The sequence below is a fragment of the Lacinutrix mariniflava genome (genome assembly GCF_001418015.1).
Taxonomy (GTDB): domain Bacteria; phylum Bacteroidota; class Bacteroidia; order Flavobacteriales; family Flavobacteriaceae; genus Lacinutrix; species Lacinutrix mariniflava.
The window spans coordinates 428,009-449,349 of the sequence record NZ_LIQG01000026.1 but is presented as its reverse complement, the minus strand read 5'-3'; the positions used below and the strand labels follow the sequence as shown (position 1 = coordinate 449,349).

Sequence of the window (21,341 nt, the reverse complement as noted above, 5' to 3'; positions counted from 1 at the left end):
ATGAATTTAGACTTAAACGGAAAATCAATACTTATAACAGGAGGAACAGGATCATTTGGTAAAATGTTTACCAAATTAATTCTTGAGCGCAATCCAGATGTTAAACGCTTAGTAATACTCTCTAGAGATGAACAAAAGCATTTTCAAATGGCAATGGAATTTCCAGAACATAAATATCCTGCTATGCGTTATTTTATAGGAGATGTAAGAGATAAAGAACGCTTAATGAGTGCTTTTGAAGGTATTGATATTGTTATTCACGCAGCAGCCATGAAACATGTGCATTTGGCAGAATACAATCCAATGGAATGTGTTAAAACAAATATTTTGGGTGCCGAAAATGTGATTTCAGCAGCTTTACAATCTGGTGTAGAAAATGTTGTAGCACTTTCAACAGACAAAGCAGCAGCACCTATTAATTTATATGGTGCAACTAAATTAGCATCAGATAAACTGTTTATAGCGGCTAATAATATTAAAGGAAAAAGAAATATTAAGTTTTCAGTAGTGCGATATGGTAATGTTATGGGATCTAATGGATCTGTAATGCCATTTTTTTTAAATAAAAGAGAGGAAGGTGTATTACCAATAACACACCCTAAAATGACACGTTTTAACATTTCACTTGAAGATGGATGCCAGATGGTTTTCGATGCGATTGAAAAAGCTTGGGGAGGAGAAGTTTTTGTGCCAAAAATACCATCTTATAAAATTGTTGATGTAGCAACAGCTATTGGTCCAGAATGCGAACAAAAAGTGGTTGGTATTCGCCCAGGAGAGAAGTTACATGAAGAAATGATTACGGTTTCAGATGCAATGAATACATACGATTTAGGAAAGTACTACGCTATTCTTCCTCAGAGAACAAATTTTAATTTAGAGGAGTTTATAGCTCATTTTAATGCAAAATTAGTAGATGAAGAATTTAGTTACAATTCTGGTAATAATACAGAATGGGAGACCATTGAAAGTTTAAGAGATTTAGTAAAAGAACATGTAGATCCAAATTTTACAGTATAATGAAAGCAATACCTTACGGAAGACAGAATATTGAACAAGATGACATTGATGCAGTTGTCAAGACCTTAACCGCAGATTTTTTAACGCAAGGTCCAAAAGTTAAAGAGTTTGAAGATAAGTTTGCAGAGTATGTTGGTTCCAAATATGCTGTTGCTGTAAACAACGCGACTGCAGGATTACATATTGCCGTTTTAGCACTAGATTTAAAGCCTGGTGATAGAGTAATTACTACATCAATTACTTTTGCAGCCTCTGCCAACTGTGTTAGATATGCGGGAGCAGAAGTATGGTTTGCAGACATAGATCCAGAGACTTATTTGTTATCTTTTGAAAGCACCAAAAATCTTATAGAAAGTAAACCTAAAGGATTTTTTAAAGGTATTATACCAGTGGATTTTGCAGGACTTCCCATCGATTTAGAGAAATTTAGAGCACTAGCCAATGCTCACAACCTATGGATTGTAGAAGACGCTTGTCATGCTCCAGGAGGACATTTTACAGACTCTAAAGGGACTTTACAAAAATGTGGAAATGGAAATTACGCAGATATAGGAATCTTTTCTTTTCATCCTGTAAAACATATTGCTTGTGGAGAAGGAGGAATGGTAACTACAAATTCTAAAAAATTATATCAAAAATTATCCTCTCTTAGAACGCATGGTATTACTAAAGAAAACATGGAAGAAAATCATGGTGGTTGGTATTACGAAATGCAAGAACTCGGTTATAATTATAGACTAACAGATATTCAGTGTGCTTTAGGTATTACACAACTTGCTAAAAATGAAGCAGGTGTAAAAAGAAGAAATGAAATTTCTAAATCTTATAAAAAGGCTTTTCAGAATAAAATAAAATTTCAAAGCTTACCAGATAACAGTTATAATGCTCACCATTTATTTATTATAGAAGTTGAAAACAGAAAAGGGCTTTACGATTATTTAAGAACGTTCAATATTTTTGCCCAAATCCATTATATTCCAGTACACACCTTACCTTATTATAAGGAAATAGGTTATGGTGATGCTAGTTTAACAAATGCAGAAAATTATTATTCTGGATGTATAAGCCTTCCTATGTATCCTAGTTTAACGGTGGATGAGCAAAATTTTGTAGTAGAAAAAGTTTTATCTTTTATCAATGGCTAATCTAGCAATAATACCAGCAAGAGGCGGAAGTAAGCGCATACATAGAAAAAACATAAAACTGTTTTTAGGAAAACCAATTATTGCATATTCTATAGAAGCAGCATTAAAAAGTAACCTTTTCGATGAGGTTATGGTTTCTACAGATGATAAAGAAATTGCAGAAATTGCAATACAATATGGCGCAAAAGTTCCTTTTTTAAGAAGCGAAAATAATGCAAATGACTTTGCAGTAATTGCTGATGTCGTTGAAGAGGTTTTAATAAGTTATTCTAAGAATAATAAGACTTTCAATAATGTTTGTTGCCTATTGCCAACAGCACCATTTATTACCGCAAGTAAAATAATAGATGCACATCTAAAAATGTTAAATGAAAAATTTGATAGTGTCTTTCCTGTACTAGAATATTCATTCCCTATACAACGTTCATTAAAAATGAACAGTAACAAAGTAGAAATGGTTTGGGAAGAAAATTTAAACACAAGATCTCAAGATTTAGAACCTAGATATCATGATTCTGGTCAGTTTTATTGGATTAAAGTTTCATCTTTTTTTAGAGAAAATAAAATATTTACATCTAATTCTGGAGCTATTATAATTTCAGAATTAGAGGCCCAAGATATAGATACAGAAACAGATTGGGCTTTAGCAGAATTAAAATATAAAATGACGTTTGTATAATTATGAAAATTCTTTGTAGAGCAGATGGGAATTCTGAAATTGGCTTAGGACATTTGTATAGAATGATAGCTATTGCTGAATTTTATAAGGATAATTATGAAATTATATTTTTGACTCATGCTGCTTCATTGCCGTCAGTAATTCCAAGCGAATTTAAAAAACAGACTATCCCAAAAGGTGTTTCTATTAAGGATGAACCTGATTGGATAAAATTAAATTTTAATCCTTCCGAATATACAATTATAGCAGATGGTTATCAATTTATAAGTTCATATCAAAAAAAAATTAAGGAACTTGGATACCCTTTAATGTATATAGACGACTTGTTAAGTGAGCACATGTATGCAGATATAGTTGTTAATCATTCACCACACTGTTTTGCTTCTAATTTTGACACAGAACAGTATACAACTTTTGCATTAGGTACGCCTTATGCTATGTTACGACCGTCCTTTAATAAGGCAGCATTAGAGACTCGGGAAATTGGTCCTATAACGGATGCAATTATATGTTTTGGAGGAGCAGATCAATATGATTTGTCATTAAAAGCGTCTAAAGCCCTTTTAAATATTGATACATTTGAGAAAATACATATTGTTTTAGGCGGAGCATATAAACATAAAGAGATTTATACTCTTCAAGATAAAGAAGGTAAAATATTTCTTCACAAAAACCTTGATGAGACTACCTTATGTGATCTTATGAAATCATGTCAAATAGGAATTGCTCCTTCAAGTACAATATTATATGAAATGTGCTCTGTTAAAATGCCAATTTTGAGTGGCTTTTTTGTCGAAAACCAAAAAAACATATATCTAGAATTTGTTAAAAAAAGAGTAATTTTTGAAGGCGGAAACTTTGCTGAATATACAGTATCTGATTTTGAAGATAAAATAAATGGAATATTAAAAAACCCATTAACTAATAGTATTATTAAAAAGCAAAATCAACTTTTCGATGGACAAAGTAAAACACGTTTTTTAGGACTTTTAAACCGGTTAAATGTTTTGTTTAGAAAAGCATCAGAACAAGATTTAATGCAGGTTTATAACTGGTCTAATGATGTTTTGGTTAGAAAAAACTCCTACAATTCAAGCAAAATAGATATAGAAAGCCATACTAAATGGTATTTAGAAAAAATTAATAATAAAGACACTCTATTTTTAATTACCTTAATAAATAACAAAGCAGGAGGAGTTGTTCGCTATGAAATTGGAAAAAACTATTCTGTTGTTGGTATATTATTATCAAAAGAATATAGAGGTCAAAAGCTATCAAGTGTAATATTAAAGAAATCTGCACAACAGTATTTTAAAAATAATACCATTCCTATTTATGCATATATAAAAAAGAAAAATATAGCTTCAATAAAATCTTTTGAAAAAGCAGGATATACTTTTTTAAAGGAAGAAATAATAAAAGGAAACATTAGCTTTGTATATAAATTAGAAAAAAAAGATGCTTAAAACAGATAAATGCTTTATAATCGCTGAACTTTCTGCAAATCACGGAGGAAGTCTAGATATAGCTAAGGAGACAGTAAGAGCTGCAAAAAGGGCTGGTGCAGATGCCATAAAATTACAAACATACACTGCAGATACAATTACTATAAATGTAAAAGCAGAGGCTTTTAAAATAAGTCAAGGGACAGCTTGGGATGGACAATATCTATATGATTTGTACAAGGAGGCCTCATTACCTTGGGAATGGCATAAACCGATTTATGATTTAGCTAAGCAAGAAGGGTTAGTATGTTTTTCTTCTCCTTTTGATTTTACAGCTGTAGATTTTTTAGAAGAATTAAATACACCCATTTACAAAGTAGCTTCATTTGAGATTACAGATATACCTTTGATTAAATATATTGCATCAAAACAAAAACCAATAATAATTTCTACAGGTATTGCTACAATAGAAGATATTGAACTAGCAATAGAAACTTGTAAAAAAGAAGGAAATAACGATATTACAATATTAAAATGCACATCTGCATATCCGGCAGCTCCAGAAGATGGAAACCTTATTACTATTCCAGACATAGCAAAACGATTTGGTGTTAAATCTGGTCTTTCAGACCATACAATGGGAATAGAAGCGCCTATGGTTGCTGTTGCTTTAGGAGCAAAAGTAATAGAAAAGCACTTTATATTAGATAAAAAAATTGGTGGAGCAGATGCCCATTTCTCTTTAGATGAAAGTGAGTTTAAAGAAATGGTAGACGCTGTGCGTTTAACCGAAAGCCTACTTGGTAAAGTAGATTATGAAATGACAGAAAAAAAGAAAAAAAGCAGAGAGTTTTCTCGCTCTTTATTTGTAACCAATGACTTAAAAGAAGGCGATATTATTACCAAAGAAAACGTTAGATCTATAAGACCAGGTTACGGTTTACATCCAAAATATTATTATGAAATTTTAGGAAAAACTGTAAATGCAAATTTAGAAAAAGGAACACCATTTAGTTTAGACCACATTAATCAATAGCTTTGTTAAAAAGTAAAATACTAAAACATAAAGCCTATATCTTTTATACCTTTTTCAAATATGTTGAATATGGTATATTAGCTATAATATTTATGTCCTTTGCAAATCTGGTTACTCCGGAAGAGTACGGAAGAGCATCTATTGGTTTTCAGGTAGTAACCTATTCTGCATTTATAGTAATGGGAGTAAACCAAGTATTACTTAAGCGATACTCTTTAGAGGAAAATAAGCAGCTAAAACATTTTTTTGTTCAGTATAACGTTTTTTACAATTTGTTGGTTTGTTTGTTTTCAATCCTACTTATTTCAATATTGTTTTCTTCTAAAGATTATGTTATTTATCTATCTCTTATTTGCGGTGTTAAATTAATTTTAGAATCTGCAATAGCTATTAATAGAGTAAATGGCAACATGGTGAAAATAAATATTATTTACCTTTCGTATTCCGTTTTATTTTTAGTTTTGTTTTTTAGTTTTGTTTCTAATGTCTTTAACTTTTTTAAATATTGGAGTTATTCTATTGTTTTTGGAGCTTGTATAGGTGCACTTCTTAGCTTTATACAAGTTTTTAAATCTTTTGATGTAACGATCTTTAAAAAGTATTTTAAAGATTACTATAAGGTGTTATTTAATGACGGCATTAAATTAGCGTTAATAAGTTTAATTTCCCCATTGTTTTCTACTCTTAATATTATTTGCTTAAACCTTTTTAAAATAGATGAAGCCGTAATTGGAAATTTTCAATTAGCAGATAATATTGCAAATATGGTTTCCTTAGGAGGTGCTTCTGTATTATTTATTGTATTTCCAGATGTAATTAAGCAAATTTCAAAAGATAAAACTAAAATTCAATCCTTTTATACTATAGGAATCAAAATTTTAGTTTCCAGTATTATTGCTCTTATAGTTTTATACTATCCGTTAAAAGAGGCTTTAGTATACTTTTTTCCAGAATACCAAAAGCTATCGTATCTTATTCTTTTTACTTTAATTTCAAGACTATTAATATTACTATTATTTATTCCTAACTCTGTTTGGATTACGTTCTCAAAAGAAAAAATTTATATTAAAAGTGCTGTATTAGGAGTACTTATTATGGGTGTGGTTTTTGTGGTTTTTTTAAATTATGCTAGTGTAGATGCTATTTATAATTACTTTTTAATCTTTCAAATATTGTTTCTAATAGGGTTGCATATTTATTTTAAACGTAAAATTAATACTAGTATTTTATGAGACTTATAATAGTGTTTGATGAAGATTTTAAGTTTTATGATACAGATATAATTATTTCTGACAGTAAACCCATAGGCATAAAAGAAAGTCAGTTTATAAAGGTTGAAGTAGATGGTTTTAAAGATTATGCTACCAAATTAGATGTTTATAGAGAGGATTACGCCAAATCAACAAAGGCTTCAATTTTAAAGGATGTAGTAACTTCCTCTATTAATAATTTCTATAGAAATTGTACTATGCCGGTATTTGCTTGGGTAGAAACCATGCATAGAACCTTAGGTAGTAACACGTTTTCTGAAATAGTCATAGTCGGTTTTTCAAAAAATATTGGATATATGCCTTATTATGAGGCCGAAGGAGAGATTAATAAGAGGTTACTCTACAAGAGTTATGATGCTGTTCCTGCAATATTATCAAGTATATTAAATAAAAAAAGAATTAACCACACTCTTGTAAATAAGAAAAATGTATATAATCTAAGGGCGCGAATTTATATAAGACGGTATGTTTTATTAATGTTTAAACTAGTATTATTCTTAGGTAAAAGCATAAAATCTAATATAACAACTACAGTACACGTCGACCAATCAAAATACAGTAGTATGATGTTTTCTAGAGGAATTGCTCATACCGAATTTATTGAAAAGCTTATAAAAACATATAACAATAAAATTCTTGTTCATGTAGCCGATGGACTTGTTTCTAAAAATAAAAATGCAAACTATGTTAGGTCTGTAGGTATTACAAACAGTCTGTTTTATGAACAACAAATAAAAGTAACAACCGTGTTGAAAGCTTTTTTTACAATAGTAAAATGCATTTTAAGCTTACCTAAAACACATAATATTAAAATTGAAGGAGTAACTTTTAATTTTGCTAGTGCTCAAAGAGAAATGCTGATATCTTATTTTGATGCGCTAATCTATAAAAACACCATTAAAAATTACATTACTCCTAATATAAAAATGTTAGTAACGTGCGAAATGTATACACCTTTCGCCTACGTTATAAGTCAAATTGCGAAAGAAAAAGGAATAAAAAGTGCACAACTGCAATCTACAGCTATGAGTCTTAGAAAAGAACCGTCTTATTTTTATGCAGATTTCTTTTTGATGAATACTAAAAAAAGTGCTGAAACATTTAAACAAATATTTCCTAATCACGCTAAAAAAATAGAGTTTATTGGAAATATTACTGTTGATGAAAATACTAATCAGGAATTTAATAAAAATACAAATGTAAAAAAAGTTGTATATTTTTCTCAACCAATAATTTCAGAACTAAAAGAAGAAGATCTTTTATTAAGAAAACTGGTGCTATTAGAAAAAGAACTTGGGTTTAAGCTTTTTATTAAGCTGCACCCAAGAGAAAATAGAAATAAGTTTGAGAGTATAGAAAATTTAAAATATATAGAAGATGGCTTAACATTTGGACAGTATATTAATAATACAGACTTAGCAATATTTAGAACAACATCACTAGGTCAACAGTTATTAATTAACAATGTTCCAACAATAACGTGTCTATTAACCGAAAACTCAAGACAATTTAATGTTGATTATATTGATAGAAACTACTTTGGTACGGTGCAAGATATCGATGATATTGAGAATAGAATAGAAAACTATAGTTTTCTATTAAAAGACTTTGCCAGATTTAGAAAGGAATATTTGAAGGCTAACAATCTAGATAAAGGTCTTTTCTATTTTCATAACAAATTAAATCAATTATGAGAATTTTTGGAATAAAGAGCTATCTATATACAACAGCAGTTATTATTGTATTTGGTTTATTTGTTAGTTTAGCACGACTTTACACGTCTTTTAACCTAGTTAGGGTGGTTTTACTCCTTTTTATGTTTAATAACATATGGTTTATATTCTCAAATTTTACTAAGTTAAAATTTAGGCTATTTTCTGTAGTAATGATCTCTTTAGTATTCATTGCTTTAACTAAAGGGTTACTGGTTAATGATTTTAGCGATCGTGTAATTTTAGATACCTATAAGCCGTTAAGTTTTATTTTAATTTACCAACTCTTTTCGTCTATAGATATAAGCCTGGTTAAGGATAAATTACAATTAATTGTACAAAAGTTAAGTGTACTATTTTATAAAACCTCTATTTTTTTCGGTTTCACATCATTTGGAATGCTTTTATTGTTAGGAGGTTATCCAGGAATGAGACTTCCTGCAATATTACCAGCTGCATATTATGCAGCGTATAATAAAAAAGGAAGGTTAATAATGATAATTTTAGCAATTCTTTTATCAGGAAAAAGAGCTGTTTTATTAGCCATAATTCCAGCATTAATAATTGGGTTTAATATTAAATTTACGGTTAAAAAAGTTGCAATTGTATTGCTTTTTGGGATAGTTGGGTATTTTTTTATTAATGCCAACTGGGAAACTTTAAAGCAAACAAAAGGAGTGTCTAAATTTACTTATACAATAGACAAGATTACCAAATACAGAGAAACCAACGATATACGAGTGCTAAATAATGTTTCTGGTAAAAGGTTACAAGAAATAACATCAAGCTTATATGATTTTGATTTTACTGATTACGTTTTTGGTGGCGGTTCCGGTTATACTTATAATTTGTATGACATTAGAAGAGAGGAGCTTATAAAAGTAAAGTATGCTAATGTACATTTTTCTCCAATATCATTACTTACACAATATGGTATAATATTTATGATTTTGTTTTATGGGTTTCTTTTCCGTTCTTGCTTTTTAGGATTCAAGTATTCAAAATTGTCTGGTAGTAAGTTTTTACTAATATTGTCTATTTTATTAATAGGTTTTATTATCGAGTCACTATTTTCTTTTGTGTTATTTGTACTTCCCCTTTTACCAATTACTTTAGGGCTTATGCATAGCGAAATTAAGTATTTAAAATCTCAAGAATGAAAAACCTAGAAACTGTATTAGGATATTTAATTTTAGTTTTAGCCTTTAGTCTTTCATTCAATATTCTAGAAATTGACAGTGCTCTAATAATAATAATTTTATTACTTTCATTTATAAAAGCTTATAAGAAAGTTAATACAAGTGAAATCAAGCTTTTTTTTAAATCCTTTTATCCTTTTCTCATCTTTTTTTTAATGCTGGTGATAGGGCTATTATATAGCGATAATTTGTCTAAAGGTTTTTCTGTAATTGAGCGGTCATTATCATTTTTGGTATTTCCTATAATTTTTTATATAAATAAAAACAACAAGCAAGTTAATTTTTTACCTGAAGCCTTTACGTTAGGAGTAATATCTACCGCAGTGTACTGTAATTTGTATCAATTCGTACTATATGGTTCGCCATTTAAGTATGGGTTTTCGAAAATGTTATTTCCCATAGAAATAGATCCTACTTATTTTTCTATGTATATACTAATGGCTTTAATAGTTTGTTTGTCTTACTTATTAAAATCACATAAGAAGTTAACTTTACCTATAAGTTTTGTTATAATATACCTTTTCTATTTTATTCTTGTTTTAGGATCAAAGTCTGCTTTAGTAGTATTAATTATTATTCTAATGCTATTTATAGCATACTTTATTAAAGAAAAACTTAGTGTAAAATATTTTCTACTAACACCGTTAGTTTTAGGGTTGTTGATAGTAATTACTTATTATAACCCACTTACTTATAGTAGATTCTATAGTCCAATAATAAATAGTGATTTTGATTTTTATCAATTTAGATTAAAATTTATTGGTGATAGGTACTATGTCTGGAAGTGTGCAATTGAAAACTTAAATATTCCAAATATTCTATATGGATATGGTACAGGAGACGAAGTAAATACAATGTCTCCATGTTATGATAAGTACAGATTAAAGGTTCATCTTAACCCTCATAGTATTTACTTCTCTTCCTTGTTAAAACTAGGTATTATTGGTTTTATACCATTTGTTCTTTCAATTTCTTATGGTTTATGGAAAAACAAAGGACAAAAAATGTTTATACTATTTAGTATAATTATAATCATTATGGGTTTGGTAGAATCTTTATTCGACCGTTCAAAAGGCATCGTATTCTTTTGCTTATTTAGCTCGTTTTTTGTGATGAAAACAATAAATACGGTATATTTGAAGCAATTAAAATGAACAAGGAAATGAGAAAATCAGTCATACAATTATTAGCATGTTTATTATTAGTTACAGCATGCGGTAACGATAAAAAGAAACAAGAGAACAGTGAAAAGGATAAAGTAGAAAAAAAAATTAGCAAGGAAAATAAATATAAAGAAACGATACTTGAAGTAATTAATAATGATGACATTGTATATACAGGCGCTACAGGTATTAAAGTAATAGTATTGAATGGCACTGTTTTATTAGTAAAACAAGAGACTGAAATTACAGATGAAGAAATGGATGAAACTATTTTTTTAAATGTTCATCATTTTGAAAAGGAACAAAAAAGGTTGAATTTTAATATGATAGATATGCTAGGTAAGGATTATCTGGTTGATGGGGTTAAGTTTTACGTTGCAGAACTTGATTATCCATTCTCAGAAGATATTTCTGTAGTTCAAGTTGGTCAGTATAGTTTAGAGAAGAAAAAAGCAATTTGGAATATCGTGGTTCCTAAGAAAAAAATTCAAACAAATAAATTTGAGTAACATTTATAAGGGACATTTGAGGTACAATAGTTAATATATTGGTTTGTATTCTGCCCTTTTATTAAACATACAGTCTCTTCTATTATGAAAGTAGAATATTTACAGTTAAGAGTTTATGGAAATCAATAATGTGTCAAAAGAAATAAAGCATCACTTTTTTATTGGTTTTATAGTTTTATATTTTCTGGTTAATTTTCTTTCTAAATATGTCGACCCTTATAATCAGTACAGATTTACTAGTGTTGTAAATCTAACTTTTGAAATATTAATTGTTTTTTTTCTTTAAGAGAATTATTAAAAAAAAGGAGACTTCTCATTCCTATTGTATTAACTTTTACTTTTTTTATTGGGCAATGGATATTAATAGAACCTAAATTCAACATATCAAGTTTAGATGATATTATTTATGAGGTTTCTAAAGGTCGTATTTTACAGTTAAATAATTATATTTTTGTATTTATTTTTTTAGTACTGTTCAAGTTAATAGAGGATTATCAAGAATTAGCATCAAAAACACTAAAGATTTTAGAGTTGATTTTTTATGTTAATTCTACTTTTGTATTACTTGGAGTAATAACAGATATAGATTATTTTAAAACCTACCCTAATAGTGATAGATTTGGATATCTAGGGCTTATAAAAGCAAACACTTTTGCGGTATATTACTACTGTTTAGTTCTTACTTACTTGTATAAACAATATGTTATAGGAGAAAAGAAAACACTAAACATTATATATCTAATACTTATCGGGTTATTGTTAGGTAAGAAAGCGTTTTTTCTCTTTGTTGCACTTTTGTTATTATACCATATACGGTTTACTTTAAAAATTAGTATAAAGAAGATGTTTATAATAGCAATAAGTATTATAACTGTTATTTTTGCATTAAGAGATAAGATGTTAGTAGCTTTTTTTAAATTTTTTCCTTTTTGGGAACCAATATATCGTCAAGATGGTTGGTTTTCATTTATTACATCCTATCGAAACGTAAGATTTAAAGAATCATACAATCAAATTAGAGTAACATGGAAATTCCCTAATTATGTTTTCGGGGGAACAACGATACCAACCCAACGAACAGAATGGGGCTTTATAGATTTATACTTGTTTTTTGGAGCAATAGGATTGTTAGTTTACATCATATGGTTTGTGAAAATATTTAGAGATTTAGATATAAAAGATGTTTTTTTATTATTATTAGTACCAATGATAGCGTTTTTTGTAGGAGGTTTTTTTGTGAATATAAATATAATGATGTTCTATGTCTTATTAGTTGTCTTTTTTAAAGATAAAAAACAGAATACTTTTAGTAATTAATAGCAGTAAAATGAAATTTTTAGAAAAAACATTGATAGTATTTTTAGTATTGCTTTTGTTCTCTTGCAAGGCAAATATAGTTGCTAAAGAAAACATAAAAGAGATTATAGAATCTGCTCAAGAAGGAGATACCGTTGTAATTAGTGAGGGTATATATGAAAATATCGCTGAAATTAAAATACCAAGTGGAGTTACAATTATAGGAAATAAAAATGTCGTTCTTAGAAGAATAAAGTCGAGCAATAATAACTCTATATTTAATTTGTCAAATGCTCATAATGTTACGATAAAAAATATTAATATAGAATTATTGTCTAACTCTATGGGTATCTTTATTGAATCAAGCAATACAAGTCGTAATATTGTTTTAGAGAATATCAACATCTTTGGAAACCTTCAAGATGATAGTATAGAAAAAGATGCTTATTCTTCTACCGCTATAAGTATCAAAAATGTTTCGAACATAACTATCAGAAACTGCTTGTTTAAGGGCACTCGAGGAGGGATTTATTTGAACAAAGTAGAAAACGCAGAGATTATAAATAACATTTTAAACAGTGTTAACTTTGGGAATATAGTTGTTTCTAATTCGAATAACTTGAATGTTTCTAATAATAAAATTACACAACCAGGAAAAGGGGCTAAGCACTTTCACCCATCAGGAGATGGTATGACTTTTGGAGGAATAAATGATAAAGTGATAATTAATAACAATTATATTTCAGACGGTTATTGTTATTTAATATGGGTAACCGGAGAATTGTTAAATTCAACTATCTCAAATAATGTTTTTAGATCAGGATCTACATCTGCCTTAAATATTAACGATGGTAATAATATAAATATAATTAGTAATAAGTTTGATCACAATTTAGGAGTTGGCGTGTTATTAAGTAAAAATTATAAAAACATAAGGATAGAAGGCAATGAGTTTTATAACGATGCTATTTTAAGCACGAACAAGGATGCTATAAATGTAGTGGCAATTGATAATTTTTTTTATGATAATTTTGCGAGTGATAGATTGGTAGGTTTAGTTGGTCAAATTAACACTCAAGAAAGGAACCAAATTACAGATAGGGAAACCTTAGTATCGAATATCTATATAAGAGATGAAAACAATAAAAGAATTAATCATGGAGATTCTTATAAATTAAGCGGAGAAAGCATGACTTTTGAAATTATTAATAATGGAGGAAAAAAAATAAATTTTATGGGATATCCTCAGATTGTATTAAATGATACTATTATTTCAAAAATAAGCAGAGGCCCAAGGAAAAGTGGAGCTAGTTATTATAAAAATTTCAATATTTCCACTGTTAATCAACCAAACGTACTAGCGCTTGACATAGGCGGTACAGCATCATTTGAAATTAATAAGACTGGAAAAAATATAGAAGAGGTGGTTGTTAACATACCAACTACAGATAAAGAATATGGTCCATTCTTTTTTTATCTTTCATCAGAAAAACAAAATTAATAAAGACTTTTTAGAAAGTCAAAAACCGATATAGAACTATGTGCGGAATTTATGGATATATAAATCACTCAAAACTTGAAGATATCAAGTTAATTGACAGGCATAAAAAATCAATAGATATTATTTCTCACAGAGGACCAGATAATTCAACCCTTAAATTCTACAATACAAAGTCAAATGATAACGACCTTTTCAATATTGCTTTAGGTCACAATAGGTTGTCAATAATTGATTTAAACGAGAGTGCAAACCAACCTTTTGAGAAAGATGACTATGCCATTATTTTTAATGGTGAAATATTTAATTACATCGAGTTAAGAGAAGAATTAATAAAGAAAGGTGTTCGTTTCAATACCGATTCTGATACAGAGGTACTTTTAAATTTATACATTGACCAAGGATCAAAAGCTTTTAATAAGCTCAATGGCATGTGGGCTTTTTCGATTTTAGATAAAAAAAAGAACGAATTAGTATTGTCAAGAGACCGTTTTGGTATTAAACCGCTCTACTACACCGAAACGAAGGATAGTTTTATCTTTGGTTCTGAAGCAAAACAACTGTTGCATCATTTAGAAGAATTAAAACCAAATCTTTCAAATATAAAAGACTATTTATCTTTAGCCTTTTTAGATCATAATAATGACACTTTTTTTGATTCGATTTATAAAATACCAGCGGCAACAACGCGCACAATTAAACTAAGTTCTGGACAGTATAATGATGAAATTTATTGGAATATCAATAATATTACACCATACAAAGAGAGCTACAATGAGGCTGTAATAGAATATGGTGCTCTTTTTGAAGATGCAGTAAAGATAAGACTAAGATCAGATGTTCCTGTAGGAAACACGCTTAGTGGTGGTTTAGATTCATCAAGTATTGCGGTAGTAGCAGACAAGCATACACCAAATTTATTAAATTTTTCTGTGGTAAGTGCAGAAAAAGGAATCTCTGAGGAGGTTTATGTAGATGAACTTGTAAAAGAAAACAATATTAACGTTAAAAAAATATCGTCAGATGCTTTAAATCCATGGAAAATGCTTGAAGAAGTCATTTACCATAACGACGAACCTATACTATCGTTTAGTGCTGTTAATCACTTTAACATGATGAAAAAAGTGAAGAACGAAACAAGCTTAACGGTTGTTTTAAGTGGCCAAGGAGGAGATGAAGGTTTGTGTGGTTATGGTAAGTATACGATTATGAATATACTTGAAGCAAAGAAAAAAGGGTTTTCAAACCTTATAAGCGAAATGTATTATGCTTTTCCTAGACTAGCTAAAGAATTTAATTTTAATCTATCTAAACGTTACTTTAATAAACTTTTTCCTCAAAAAGAGAATTTTACTTTTAAAGTTAATACACCAAAGGATTTTTCTATTTCAAATAACATAGTAGACCGTCAAGTAGTAGACTATCAAAAATACTCGGTGCCACCATTATGCCATTATGAAGATAGAAATGCCATGGCATACGCTTTAGAAATAAGATTGCCGTTTTTAGATTATAGACTTGTTGAGTTTTCTTTAGGCTTGCCAACCGAATTTAAAATTAAAAAAGGGGTATCAAAACGCATACTTAGAGATGCCATTAAAGCATTGCCAAAACGTATATCACAACGTAAGGTAAAAATGGGTTTTAATATTCCTGAAAGAGAATATTTTCAGCTACCAGAAGCTAAACAGTTTATAACGAAAGTGTTAGAAAAAGATTCGTTTCCATCACGACATAATCTTTTAAGTCAAGATTTAGTTAAAACATTGAGTCAAGATAAGTTTAGTAAAAAAGCGGATTTCAGATTATTTCAACGAATTATTTTTTTAGAAGTATGGGCAAGAAAATTCAACTTATAATTTCATTTACCATTTTTTTAAAAAAAATGGGCAGTCAATATATCGTATTTAAGATATCAAGGATTTTTCAAAATAAGTTGAATCTTTTCCAAAAGAGGTTTCCTCAACAAAGCTTAAGGTCTATTGATAACTTAGAAATAGATGCTTGGTATTCAAAAGAATTCAAAGGAATTTTTTTAAAAAGAGAAAAACGGTCTAAAAAATGGCTAGATTTTAACCTAGAAACCTCTGGTTTAGAACAGCGAATTTTAAACTATAAAAAAGGAGATAAGTTGTTTTTTAGATATAAGTGGTATTCTAAATTACAAATGGGTACCTGGAACTATAATGTTAAATCAAAAAAGGAATACCCATTACAACATTGGACAACTCTTAACTTACTAGATAACGATCTAGGGGATATTAAATTTGTTTGGGAGAAATCTAAATTTACTGAAATACAAGATTTTATGGTGTACGACCTTGTTACGGGTCAGTCTAACCAACAATACATTTTAGATGATATTCTTGATTGGATAAGTAGCAATTCGGTAAACACAGGTCCAAATTGGGCTTGTAGTCAAGAAATAAGCCTTCGCTTAATTAACTGGCTAATGTTTATATGCTTCTACAAAGAAGAGTTATATAAAAATAATTATCCCGAACTTAAAATCATAATTCAAAGTATATTCGATCAGATTTTACATGTAAAGGAAAATATTAATTTTTCAAAAAAAGCAGTTAGAAATAACCATGCATTTTCAGAGCTTTTAGCACTTTACTTAGTGGGCAATATGTTTAACCATATTGATGAGGTTTCAAAATTTAAAAAAATAGGACACGACGGTTTCATTAAAGAATTTAAGTTTCAAATTTTTAATGATGGCTCAGATAATCAATACTCATTAAATTATTACAGAACCAAAATTCAATTAACATCAATTTTTATTAACCAAGTAGAAGATAAAAATAAGTTTATTCAAGAAAATAAGAATAAATTGGAGGCGATGGTCAACTTTTTTAATGCTGTTATAATTGATAATGGTCAAGTACCAAACTATGGTGCAAATGATGGCTCACTTTATTTTAAATTTAATGAAACGAAAGAAATATCTAATTTTTTACCTCAAGTAGGTGCTTTTGTAAAATTAATTAAGTCGAGTAATTTTAGATTCAATAATAATAAGCTATTTTTAGATGACTATTTATGGTTTGAAAACGAGGAGTTGCATTTACCTCAAAATACAGAAAACTCAAAAGACATACAGTATTTCCCAGACTCAGGCTACCTTACGGTAAATAGAAATAATGTTTTTATGTTTATAAGGCTTGGAATTCATAAGTTCAGGCCGAGCCAATCAGACAATACGCATATAGACCTATGGAAAAACGGTAAAGCAATATTGTTAGATAGTGGTACTTATTCTTATAATATTCCTGAAGTAGATAAAGAAAAGTATGATTTTAATTTATCAAAATTTCATAATGTGTTGGTAATTAATGATGACAGCCAAATGAAACCACTAATGAATTTTATACTATTAGACTGGACTTATGTGGAAGATATTAAAATTGAAGACAACATTAACCAAAATGAAATACGAGTGTCTTGCCAGCTTTCTGCTTATAGATATTTGAACTCAAAGTTAAAGATAAACAGAACATTTGTACTAGATTATAATAATAGTACTCTTAATATTATAGACGAATTAAATTCTATGAAAAATATTAGGACCATAAAACATAATTGGATTACTAAAAACCCTAAACTAATAACATCTATAAAATCTAAAAGCATTTCCAAAAGCTTAGAAGTAGTATCTGAGGAAATTGAAATAGCTGATAAGTATGGAAGTACAATACCTGCTATGCGTTTTAACTCTGTATCCTCTGAAAAATCAATAGAAACACAAATAAATTTTTAGTTTATGAATATTTTGCTAATACATCAATACTTTTTAGAAAAAGGAGATGGAGGAGGTTCTCGGTTTAATGAGATGACTCAAGTTTGGGCTAAGGAAGGACATCAAATAACTGTTTTAGCTGGAATGGTACATTATGCAACAGGAAAAAAACCAGAAAAATATAAAGGAAAACACTTCTATAAAGATTTGGGTTTTTATAAAGACGTAGATGTTATTAGATGCCATGTATCCGAAAGTTATAATGTAAATTTTATTGGTAGACTATGGGCTTATTTTTCTTTTGTGTTTTCTAGTATTTATGCTGGTGTATTTAAAACGAAGGAAAAATATGATGTTATTATTGTAACCTCTCCACCACTTTTTGTGGGCATTACAGCTTATGTTTTATCAAAGATTAAACGTGTTCCTTTTGTATTTGAAATAAGAGATTTATGGCCAGAATCGGCAATAGATACAGGAGTTTTAAAAAACAAAATTATTATTAAATTTGCGTATTGGTTTGAGAAATTTATATACAAACGCGCTAAACTGATTAACGTATTAACACCAGCCTTTAGAGATAAATTAATTAACGATAAAAAAGTACCATCAGAAAAAGTAATATTTATACCCAATGCTGCAGACTTCACATTAGCAGAAGATATTCAAAAAGACTTTGATGCAAATCAGTTTAAAAGAGACTTAAACCTTCAAGATAAATTTGTAATTACTTATGTAGGTGCTCACGGTATAGCGAATCACCTAATTCAGTTAATAGATACCGCAGAACGTTTAAAAGATACGAATGTAGTGTTTCAATTAATTGGAGCTGGTATGCAAAAGGAAATGCTAATTTCAGAAACAAAAAAGAGAAACATTGAAAATGTAATTTTTAGAGACTCTGTTCCTAAGTCAGAGGTTTTTAAATATATTTTAGCGTCCAACGCAGGAGCCTCAGTATTAAAGAAAGTAGACACTTTTAAAACCATATACTCAAATAAAACCTTTGATTATATGTCGTGTAAAAAACCAATTTTGTTAGCGATAGACGGTGTTTCTCGCTTACTAATTGAAGAAGCAAATTGTGGTTTCTATGTCGAGCCAGAAAGTGCGATTGAGATTGAAAAAGGTATAAGGTTAATGATAGAAAAACAAGAAGATTTAGAGCAGATAGGCGAAAACGGATACCTTTACGCAAAAAAACATTTTGATAGAGAAGTTTTAGCTTCAAATTATATTCATAAAATAAAATCTATCTTGTAGTATGTATAAAACACTTTTAAAACCGATTTTCGATTTTTTATTAGCACTCATAGGTTTTGCAATACTCTCTCCTTTTTTTTTAATCGTTCTTGTATTATTAATGTTTAATAATCAAGGAAAGCCATTTTTCTTTCAAAAAAGGCCAGGTAAAAATGGTAAAATATTTAAGGTTATTAAGTTTAAAACCATGAATGATAAAAAGGATGATAAAGGCATTCTACTGCCTGATGCCAAGAGACTAACAGAATTAGGCAAGTTTGTTAGAAAAACATCCTTAGACGAATTGCCACAACTAATAAACGTTTTAAAAGGGGATATGAGTTTAATTGGACCAAGACCTTTATTGCCAGAATACATACCTTTGTATACGCCAGCTCAAAGCAAGAGACATAATGTTAAACCAGGTATAACAGGTTGGGCTCAGGTTAATGGACGTAATGCTATAAGCTGGAAAAAAAAGTTTGAATTAGATATCTGGTATGTAGAAAATATTAGTTTTAAATTAGATATTAAAATATTATTAAAAACGGTGTTTAAAGTAATTAAATCTGAAGGGATAAATGCTGTAGATGCAGTTACAACAGAAAAATTTACAGGATTGAACTAATGGTATATTTATATGGGGCAAGTGGTCATGCTAAAGTAATAGCAGATATTATAAATTCTAAACTAACTAATTCTATATTAGGTGTTTTTGATGATGATTTGTCAATTAATCATTTTATCGACTTACCTTTTTTAGGCCGTTTTGATAAGTCAAAAATTAATAAAGGCGGTAAGCTTGTTATCTGTATTGGAGACAATTTGATTAGAAAAAATGTTTCAAAAGAATTGGATAATAACAGTTTTTTTGTAGCAATACACGACAGCTCAGTTATTTCAAATAACACAATAATTAAAGAGGGTACTGTAGTTATGGCTAATGCAATTGTTAATTCGGCATCAACTATAGGTAAGCATTGTATTATTAATACAGCTTCAATAGTGGAACATGATTGTATAATAGAAGATTACGTACATATTTCCCCTAATGCTACCTTAACAGGAGGTGTTAAAATAGGAGAAGGAAGTCATATAGGAGCAGGAGCTATTATCCTTCCAAACATTACTATAGGTAAATGGTGCAAAATAGGAGCTGGAACTGTAGTTCTTAAAAATATACCAGACAACTCTGTTGTTGTAGGTAATCCAGGAAAAGTAATTAAAACATTAAATTAAATGAAGGCAAAAATATGGTTATCCTCACCTCACATGGGAGGAACAGAGCAAAATTATATAAAAGAAGCATTTGACGCTAATTGGATAGCACCATTAGGACCAAACGTAAATGGATTTGAAAAGGATTTAGAAAATTATTTGGAACAAGATAAAAATGTAGCTTGTTTATCCTCGGGTACAGCAGCAATACATTTAGCATTAGTACAATTGGGTGTAGTATTAAATGATGAGGTTATTTGTCAAACGTTTACATTTTGTGGTTCATCAAACCCAATAGCGTATCAAGGTGCAATTCCGGTTTTTGTAGATAGTGAACCAGAAACATGGAACATGTGTCCATTACATTTGGAAGCAGCAATAAAGAATAGAATTGCTAACGGAATAACTCCTAAAGCTATCATTATAGTTCACCTATACGGAATGCCTTCTAAAATAGATGAGCTATTAGAAGTTGCTTCAAAATACAAAATACCAGTTATAGAAGATGCTGCAGAAGCATTAGGGTCAACTTACAAAGGCCGAAAATGTGGAACGTTTGGAGATTTTTCAATACTATCATTTAACGGAAATAAAATAATTACAACCTCTGGAGGAGGAGCGATGGTGTGTAATACCGAAGAAGATAAAAACCAAACAGTATTTTATGCAACACAAGCCAGAGATATAGCACCACATTACGAACATTCTAAAATAGGATACAACTATAGGATGAGTAATATTAGTGCAGGAATTGGTCGAGGTCAAATGGAAGTCTTAGATAAACATATTGGTTTAAGAAGAGATATGAATGCTTTTTATGTCGATTTATTTAAAGATATTAAAGGTGTTGAGGTGCAAAAACAGCCTGGTTCAGAGTTTTATTCTAACTTTTGGTTAAGTTGTATTTTAATTCATGAAGATGCTCCATTTACAAAAGCACAGTTTCAAGAAGCAATGGATGCAGAAAATATAGAAACTAGACCGTTATGGAAACCTATGCATTTACAGCCAGTTTTTAAGAATCCTTTGTATTTTGGTAATAAATTAAGCGAATCGCTATTTAAAAATGGACTATGTCTGCCAAGTGGTTCTAACCTTACCCAAGAAGAAAGAGATAGAATATTAAAGGTTGTAATAAGTATTAAATAACTTATATTATACTTATT

General features: G+C 29.3%; 18 protein-coding genes. All 18 read left to right on the top strand.

Features of this window, described 5'->3' with window-relative positions; translation table 11 throughout:
- The 18 genes from pseB (at position 1) to ASC44_RS17910 (ending at position 21,324) form a co-directional block, all read left to right on the top strand.
- On the top strand, positions 1 to 1,020 hold the full coding sequence (pseB, locus tag ASC44_RS08980) for a UDP-N-acetylglucosamine 4,6-dehydratase (inverting) (RefSeq protein ID WP_055447266.1): 1,020 nt from the start codon (positions 1 to 3) through the stop codon (positions 1,018 to 1,020).
- Positions 1,020 to 2,165 carry a UDP-4-amino-4,6-dideoxy-N-acetyl-beta-L-altrosamine transaminase gene (gene pseC, locus ASC44_RS08975; RefSeq protein WP_055447265.1) on the top strand — a complete coding sequence of 382 codons (1,146 nt, stop codon included), beginning with the start codon at positions 1,020 to 1,022 and terminating at the stop codon, positions 2,163 to 2,165. Before pseB ends, pseC begins: the two co-directional genes overlap by 1 nt.
- Positions 2,158 to 2,844, top strand: a complete 687-nt coding sequence (pseF, locus tag ASC44_RS08970; RefSeq protein WP_055447264.1) for a pseudaminic acid cytidylyltransferase — start codon at positions 2,158 to 2,160, stop codon at positions 2,842 to 2,844. Before pseC ends, pseF begins: the two co-directional genes overlap by 8 nt.
- A 2-nt stretch (positions 2,845 to 2,846) precedes the next feature.
- Positions 2,847 to 4,310 carry a UDP-2,4-diacetamido-2,4,6-trideoxy-beta-L-altropyranose hydrolase gene (gene pseG / locus ASC44_RS08965; RefSeq protein WP_055447263.1) on the top strand — a complete coding sequence of 488 codons (1,464 nt, stop codon included), beginning with the start codon at positions 2,847 to 2,849 and terminating at the stop codon, positions 4,308 to 4,310.
- The gene (gene pseI / locus ASC44_RS08960) at positions 4,303 to 5,325 is read left to right on the top strand and encodes a pseudaminic acid synthase (RefSeq protein ID WP_055447262.1); all 1,023 of its coding nucleotides are present in this window, start codon (positions 4,303 to 4,305) and stop codon (positions 5,323 to 5,325) included. The genes pseG and pseI overlap by 8 nt, the downstream gene beginning before the upstream one ends.
- Positions 5,326 to 5,417: 92 nt before the next feature.
- Positions 5,418 to 6,557 (top strand): MATE family efflux transporter, encoded by a 1,140-nt coding sequence (locus tag ASC44_RS08955; RefSeq protein ID WP_152973306.1) that lies wholly within the window; start codon positions 5,418 to 5,420, stop codon positions 6,555 to 6,557.
- Positions 6,554 to 8,290: a hypothetical protein gene (locus ASC44_RS08950; protein WP_055447260.1), complete on the top strand. Its 1,737-nt coding sequence runs from the start codon at positions 6,554 to 6,556 to the stop codon at positions 8,288 to 8,290. Before ASC44_RS08955 ends, ASC44_RS08950 begins: the two co-directional genes overlap by 4 nt.
- The gene (locus ASC44_RS08945) at positions 8,287 to 9,468 is read left to right on the top strand and encodes a hypothetical protein (RefSeq protein WP_055447259.1); all 1,182 of its coding nucleotides are present in this window, start codon (positions 8,287 to 8,289) and stop codon (positions 9,466 to 9,468) included. Before ASC44_RS08950 ends, ASC44_RS08945 begins: the two co-directional genes overlap by 4 nt.
- Complete coding sequence (locus ASC44_RS08940; RefSeq protein WP_055447258.1) at positions 9,465 to 10,661, top strand: O-antigen ligase family protein; 1,197 nt, start codon at positions 9,465 to 9,467, stop codon at positions 10,659 to 10,661. The genes ASC44_RS08945 and ASC44_RS08940 overlap by 4 nt, the downstream gene beginning before the upstream one ends.
- A gap of 8 nt (positions 10,662 to 10,669) precedes the next feature.
- Positions 10,670 to 11,179 carry a hypothetical protein gene (locus tag ASC44_RS08935; RefSeq protein WP_152973305.1) on the top strand — a complete coding sequence of 170 codons (510 nt, stop codon included), beginning with the start codon at positions 10,670 to 10,672 and terminating at the stop codon, positions 11,177 to 11,179.
- A gap of 843 nt (positions 11,180 to 12,022) precedes the next feature.
- Positions 12,023 to 12,496 carry a hypothetical protein gene (locus tag ASC44_RS17920; protein WP_152973304.1) on the top strand — a complete coding sequence of 158 codons (474 nt, stop codon included), beginning with the start codon at positions 12,023 to 12,025 and terminating at the stop codon, positions 12,494 to 12,496.
- 10 nt (positions 12,497 to 12,506) lie between these two features.
- On the top strand, positions 12,507 to 13,976 hold the full coding sequence (locus ASC44_RS08925) for a right-handed parallel beta-helix repeat-containing protein (RefSeq protein ID WP_152973303.1): 1,470 nt from the start codon (positions 12,507 to 12,509) through the stop codon (positions 13,974 to 13,976).
- Between the two features lie 38 nt (positions 13,977 to 14,014).
- The gene (gene asnB / locus ASC44_RS08920) at positions 14,015 to 15,832 is read left to right on the top strand and encodes an asparagine synthase (glutamine-hydrolyzing) (protein ID WP_055447254.1); all 1,818 of its coding nucleotides are present in this window, start codon (positions 14,015 to 14,017) and stop codon (positions 15,830 to 15,832) included.
- A 77-nt stretch (positions 15,833 to 15,909) separates the two neighbouring features.
- Positions 15,910 to 17,736: a heparinase II/III domain-containing protein gene (locus ASC44_RS08915; protein WP_161805011.1), complete on the top strand. Its 1,827-nt coding sequence runs from the start codon at positions 15,910 to 15,912 to the stop codon at positions 17,734 to 17,736.
- Between the two features lie 3 nt (positions 17,737 to 17,739).
- Positions 17,740 to 18,978 (top strand): glycosyltransferase family 4 protein, encoded by a 1,239-nt coding sequence (locus ASC44_RS08910; RefSeq protein WP_055447252.1) that lies wholly within the window; start codon positions 17,740 to 17,742, stop codon positions 18,976 to 18,978.
- Position 18,979: 1 nt separating this feature from the next.
- Positions 18,980 to 19,585, top strand: coding sequence for a sugar transferase (locus ASC44_RS08905; protein ID WP_055447251.1), 606 nt, complete (start codon positions 18,980 to 18,982; stop codon positions 19,583 to 19,585).
- Positions 19,585 to 20,196, top strand: a complete 612-nt coding sequence (locus ASC44_RS17915) for an acetyltransferase (protein ID WP_055447250.1) — start codon at positions 19,585 to 19,587, stop codon at positions 20,194 to 20,196. Before ASC44_RS08905 ends, ASC44_RS17915 begins: the two co-directional genes overlap by 1 nt.
- Complete coding sequence (locus tag ASC44_RS17910) at positions 20,197 to 21,324, top strand: DegT/DnrJ/EryC1/StrS family aminotransferase (RefSeq protein WP_055447249.1); 1,128 nt, start codon at positions 20,197 to 20,199, stop codon at positions 21,322 to 21,324.
- Positions 21,325 to 21,341: the final 17 nt, after the last annotated feature.

Bases quoted from the DNA above. Each gene is read 5' to 3' on its own strand.
- pseB (WP_055447266.1), top strand. From the start codon at position 1: ATGAATTTAGACTTAAACGGAAAATCAATACTTATAACAGGAGGAACA.
- pseC (WP_055447265.1), top strand. From the start codon at position 1,020: ATGAAAGCAATACCTTACGGAAGACAGAATATTGAACAAGATGACATT.
- pseF (WP_055447264.1), top strand. From the start codon at position 2,158: ATGGCTAATCTAGCAATAATACCAGCAAGAGGCGGAAGTAAGCGCATA.
- pseG (WP_055447263.1), top strand. From the start codon at position 2,847: ATGAAAATTCTTTGTAGAGCAGATGGGAATTCTGAAATTGGCTTAGGA.
- pseI (WP_055447262.1), top strand. From the start codon at position 4,303: ATGCTTAAAACAGATAAATGCTTTATAATCGCTGAACTTTCTGCAAAT.
- ASC44_RS08955 (WP_152973306.1), top strand. From the start codon at position 5,418: ATGTCCTTTGCAAATCTGGTTACTCCGGAAGAGTACGGAAGAGCATCT.
- ASC44_RS08950 (WP_055447260.1), top strand. From the start codon at position 6,554: ATGAGACTTATAATAGTGTTTGATGAAGATTTTAAGTTTTATGATACA.
- ASC44_RS08945 (WP_055447259.1), top strand. From the start codon at position 8,287: ATGAGAATTTTTGGAATAAAGAGCTATCTATATACAACAGCAGTTATT.
- ASC44_RS08940 (WP_055447258.1), top strand. From the start codon at position 9,465: ATGAAAAACCTAGAAACTGTATTAGGATATTTAATTTTAGTTTTAGCC.
- ASC44_RS08935 (WP_152973305.1), top strand. From the start codon at position 10,670: ATGAGAAAATCAGTCATACAATTATTAGCATGTTTATTATTAGTTACA.
- ASC44_RS17920 (WP_152973304.1), top strand. From the start codon at position 12,023: ATGTTTATAATAGCAATAAGTATTATAACTGTTATTTTTGCATTAAGA.
- ASC44_RS08925 (WP_152973303.1), top strand. From the start codon at position 12,507: ATGAAATTTTTAGAAAAAACATTGATAGTATTTTTAGTATTGCTTTTG.
- asnB (WP_055447254.1), top strand. From the start codon at position 14,015: ATGTGCGGAATTTATGGATATATAAATCACTCAAAACTTGAAGATATC.
- ASC44_RS08910 (WP_055447252.1), top strand. From the start codon at position 17,740: ATGAATATTTTGCTAATACATCAATACTTTTTAGAAAAAGGAGATGGA.
- ASC44_RS08905 (WP_055447251.1), top strand. From the start codon at position 18,980: ATGTATAAAACACTTTTAAAACCGATTTTCGATTTTTTATTAGCACTC.
- ASC44_RS17915 (WP_055447250.1), top strand. From the start codon at position 19,585: ATGGTATATTTATATGGGGCAAGTGGTCATGCTAAAGTAATAGCAGAT.
- ASC44_RS17910 (WP_055447249.1), top strand. From the start codon at position 20,197: ATGAAGGCAAAAATATGGTTATCCTCACCTCACATGGGAGGAACAGAG.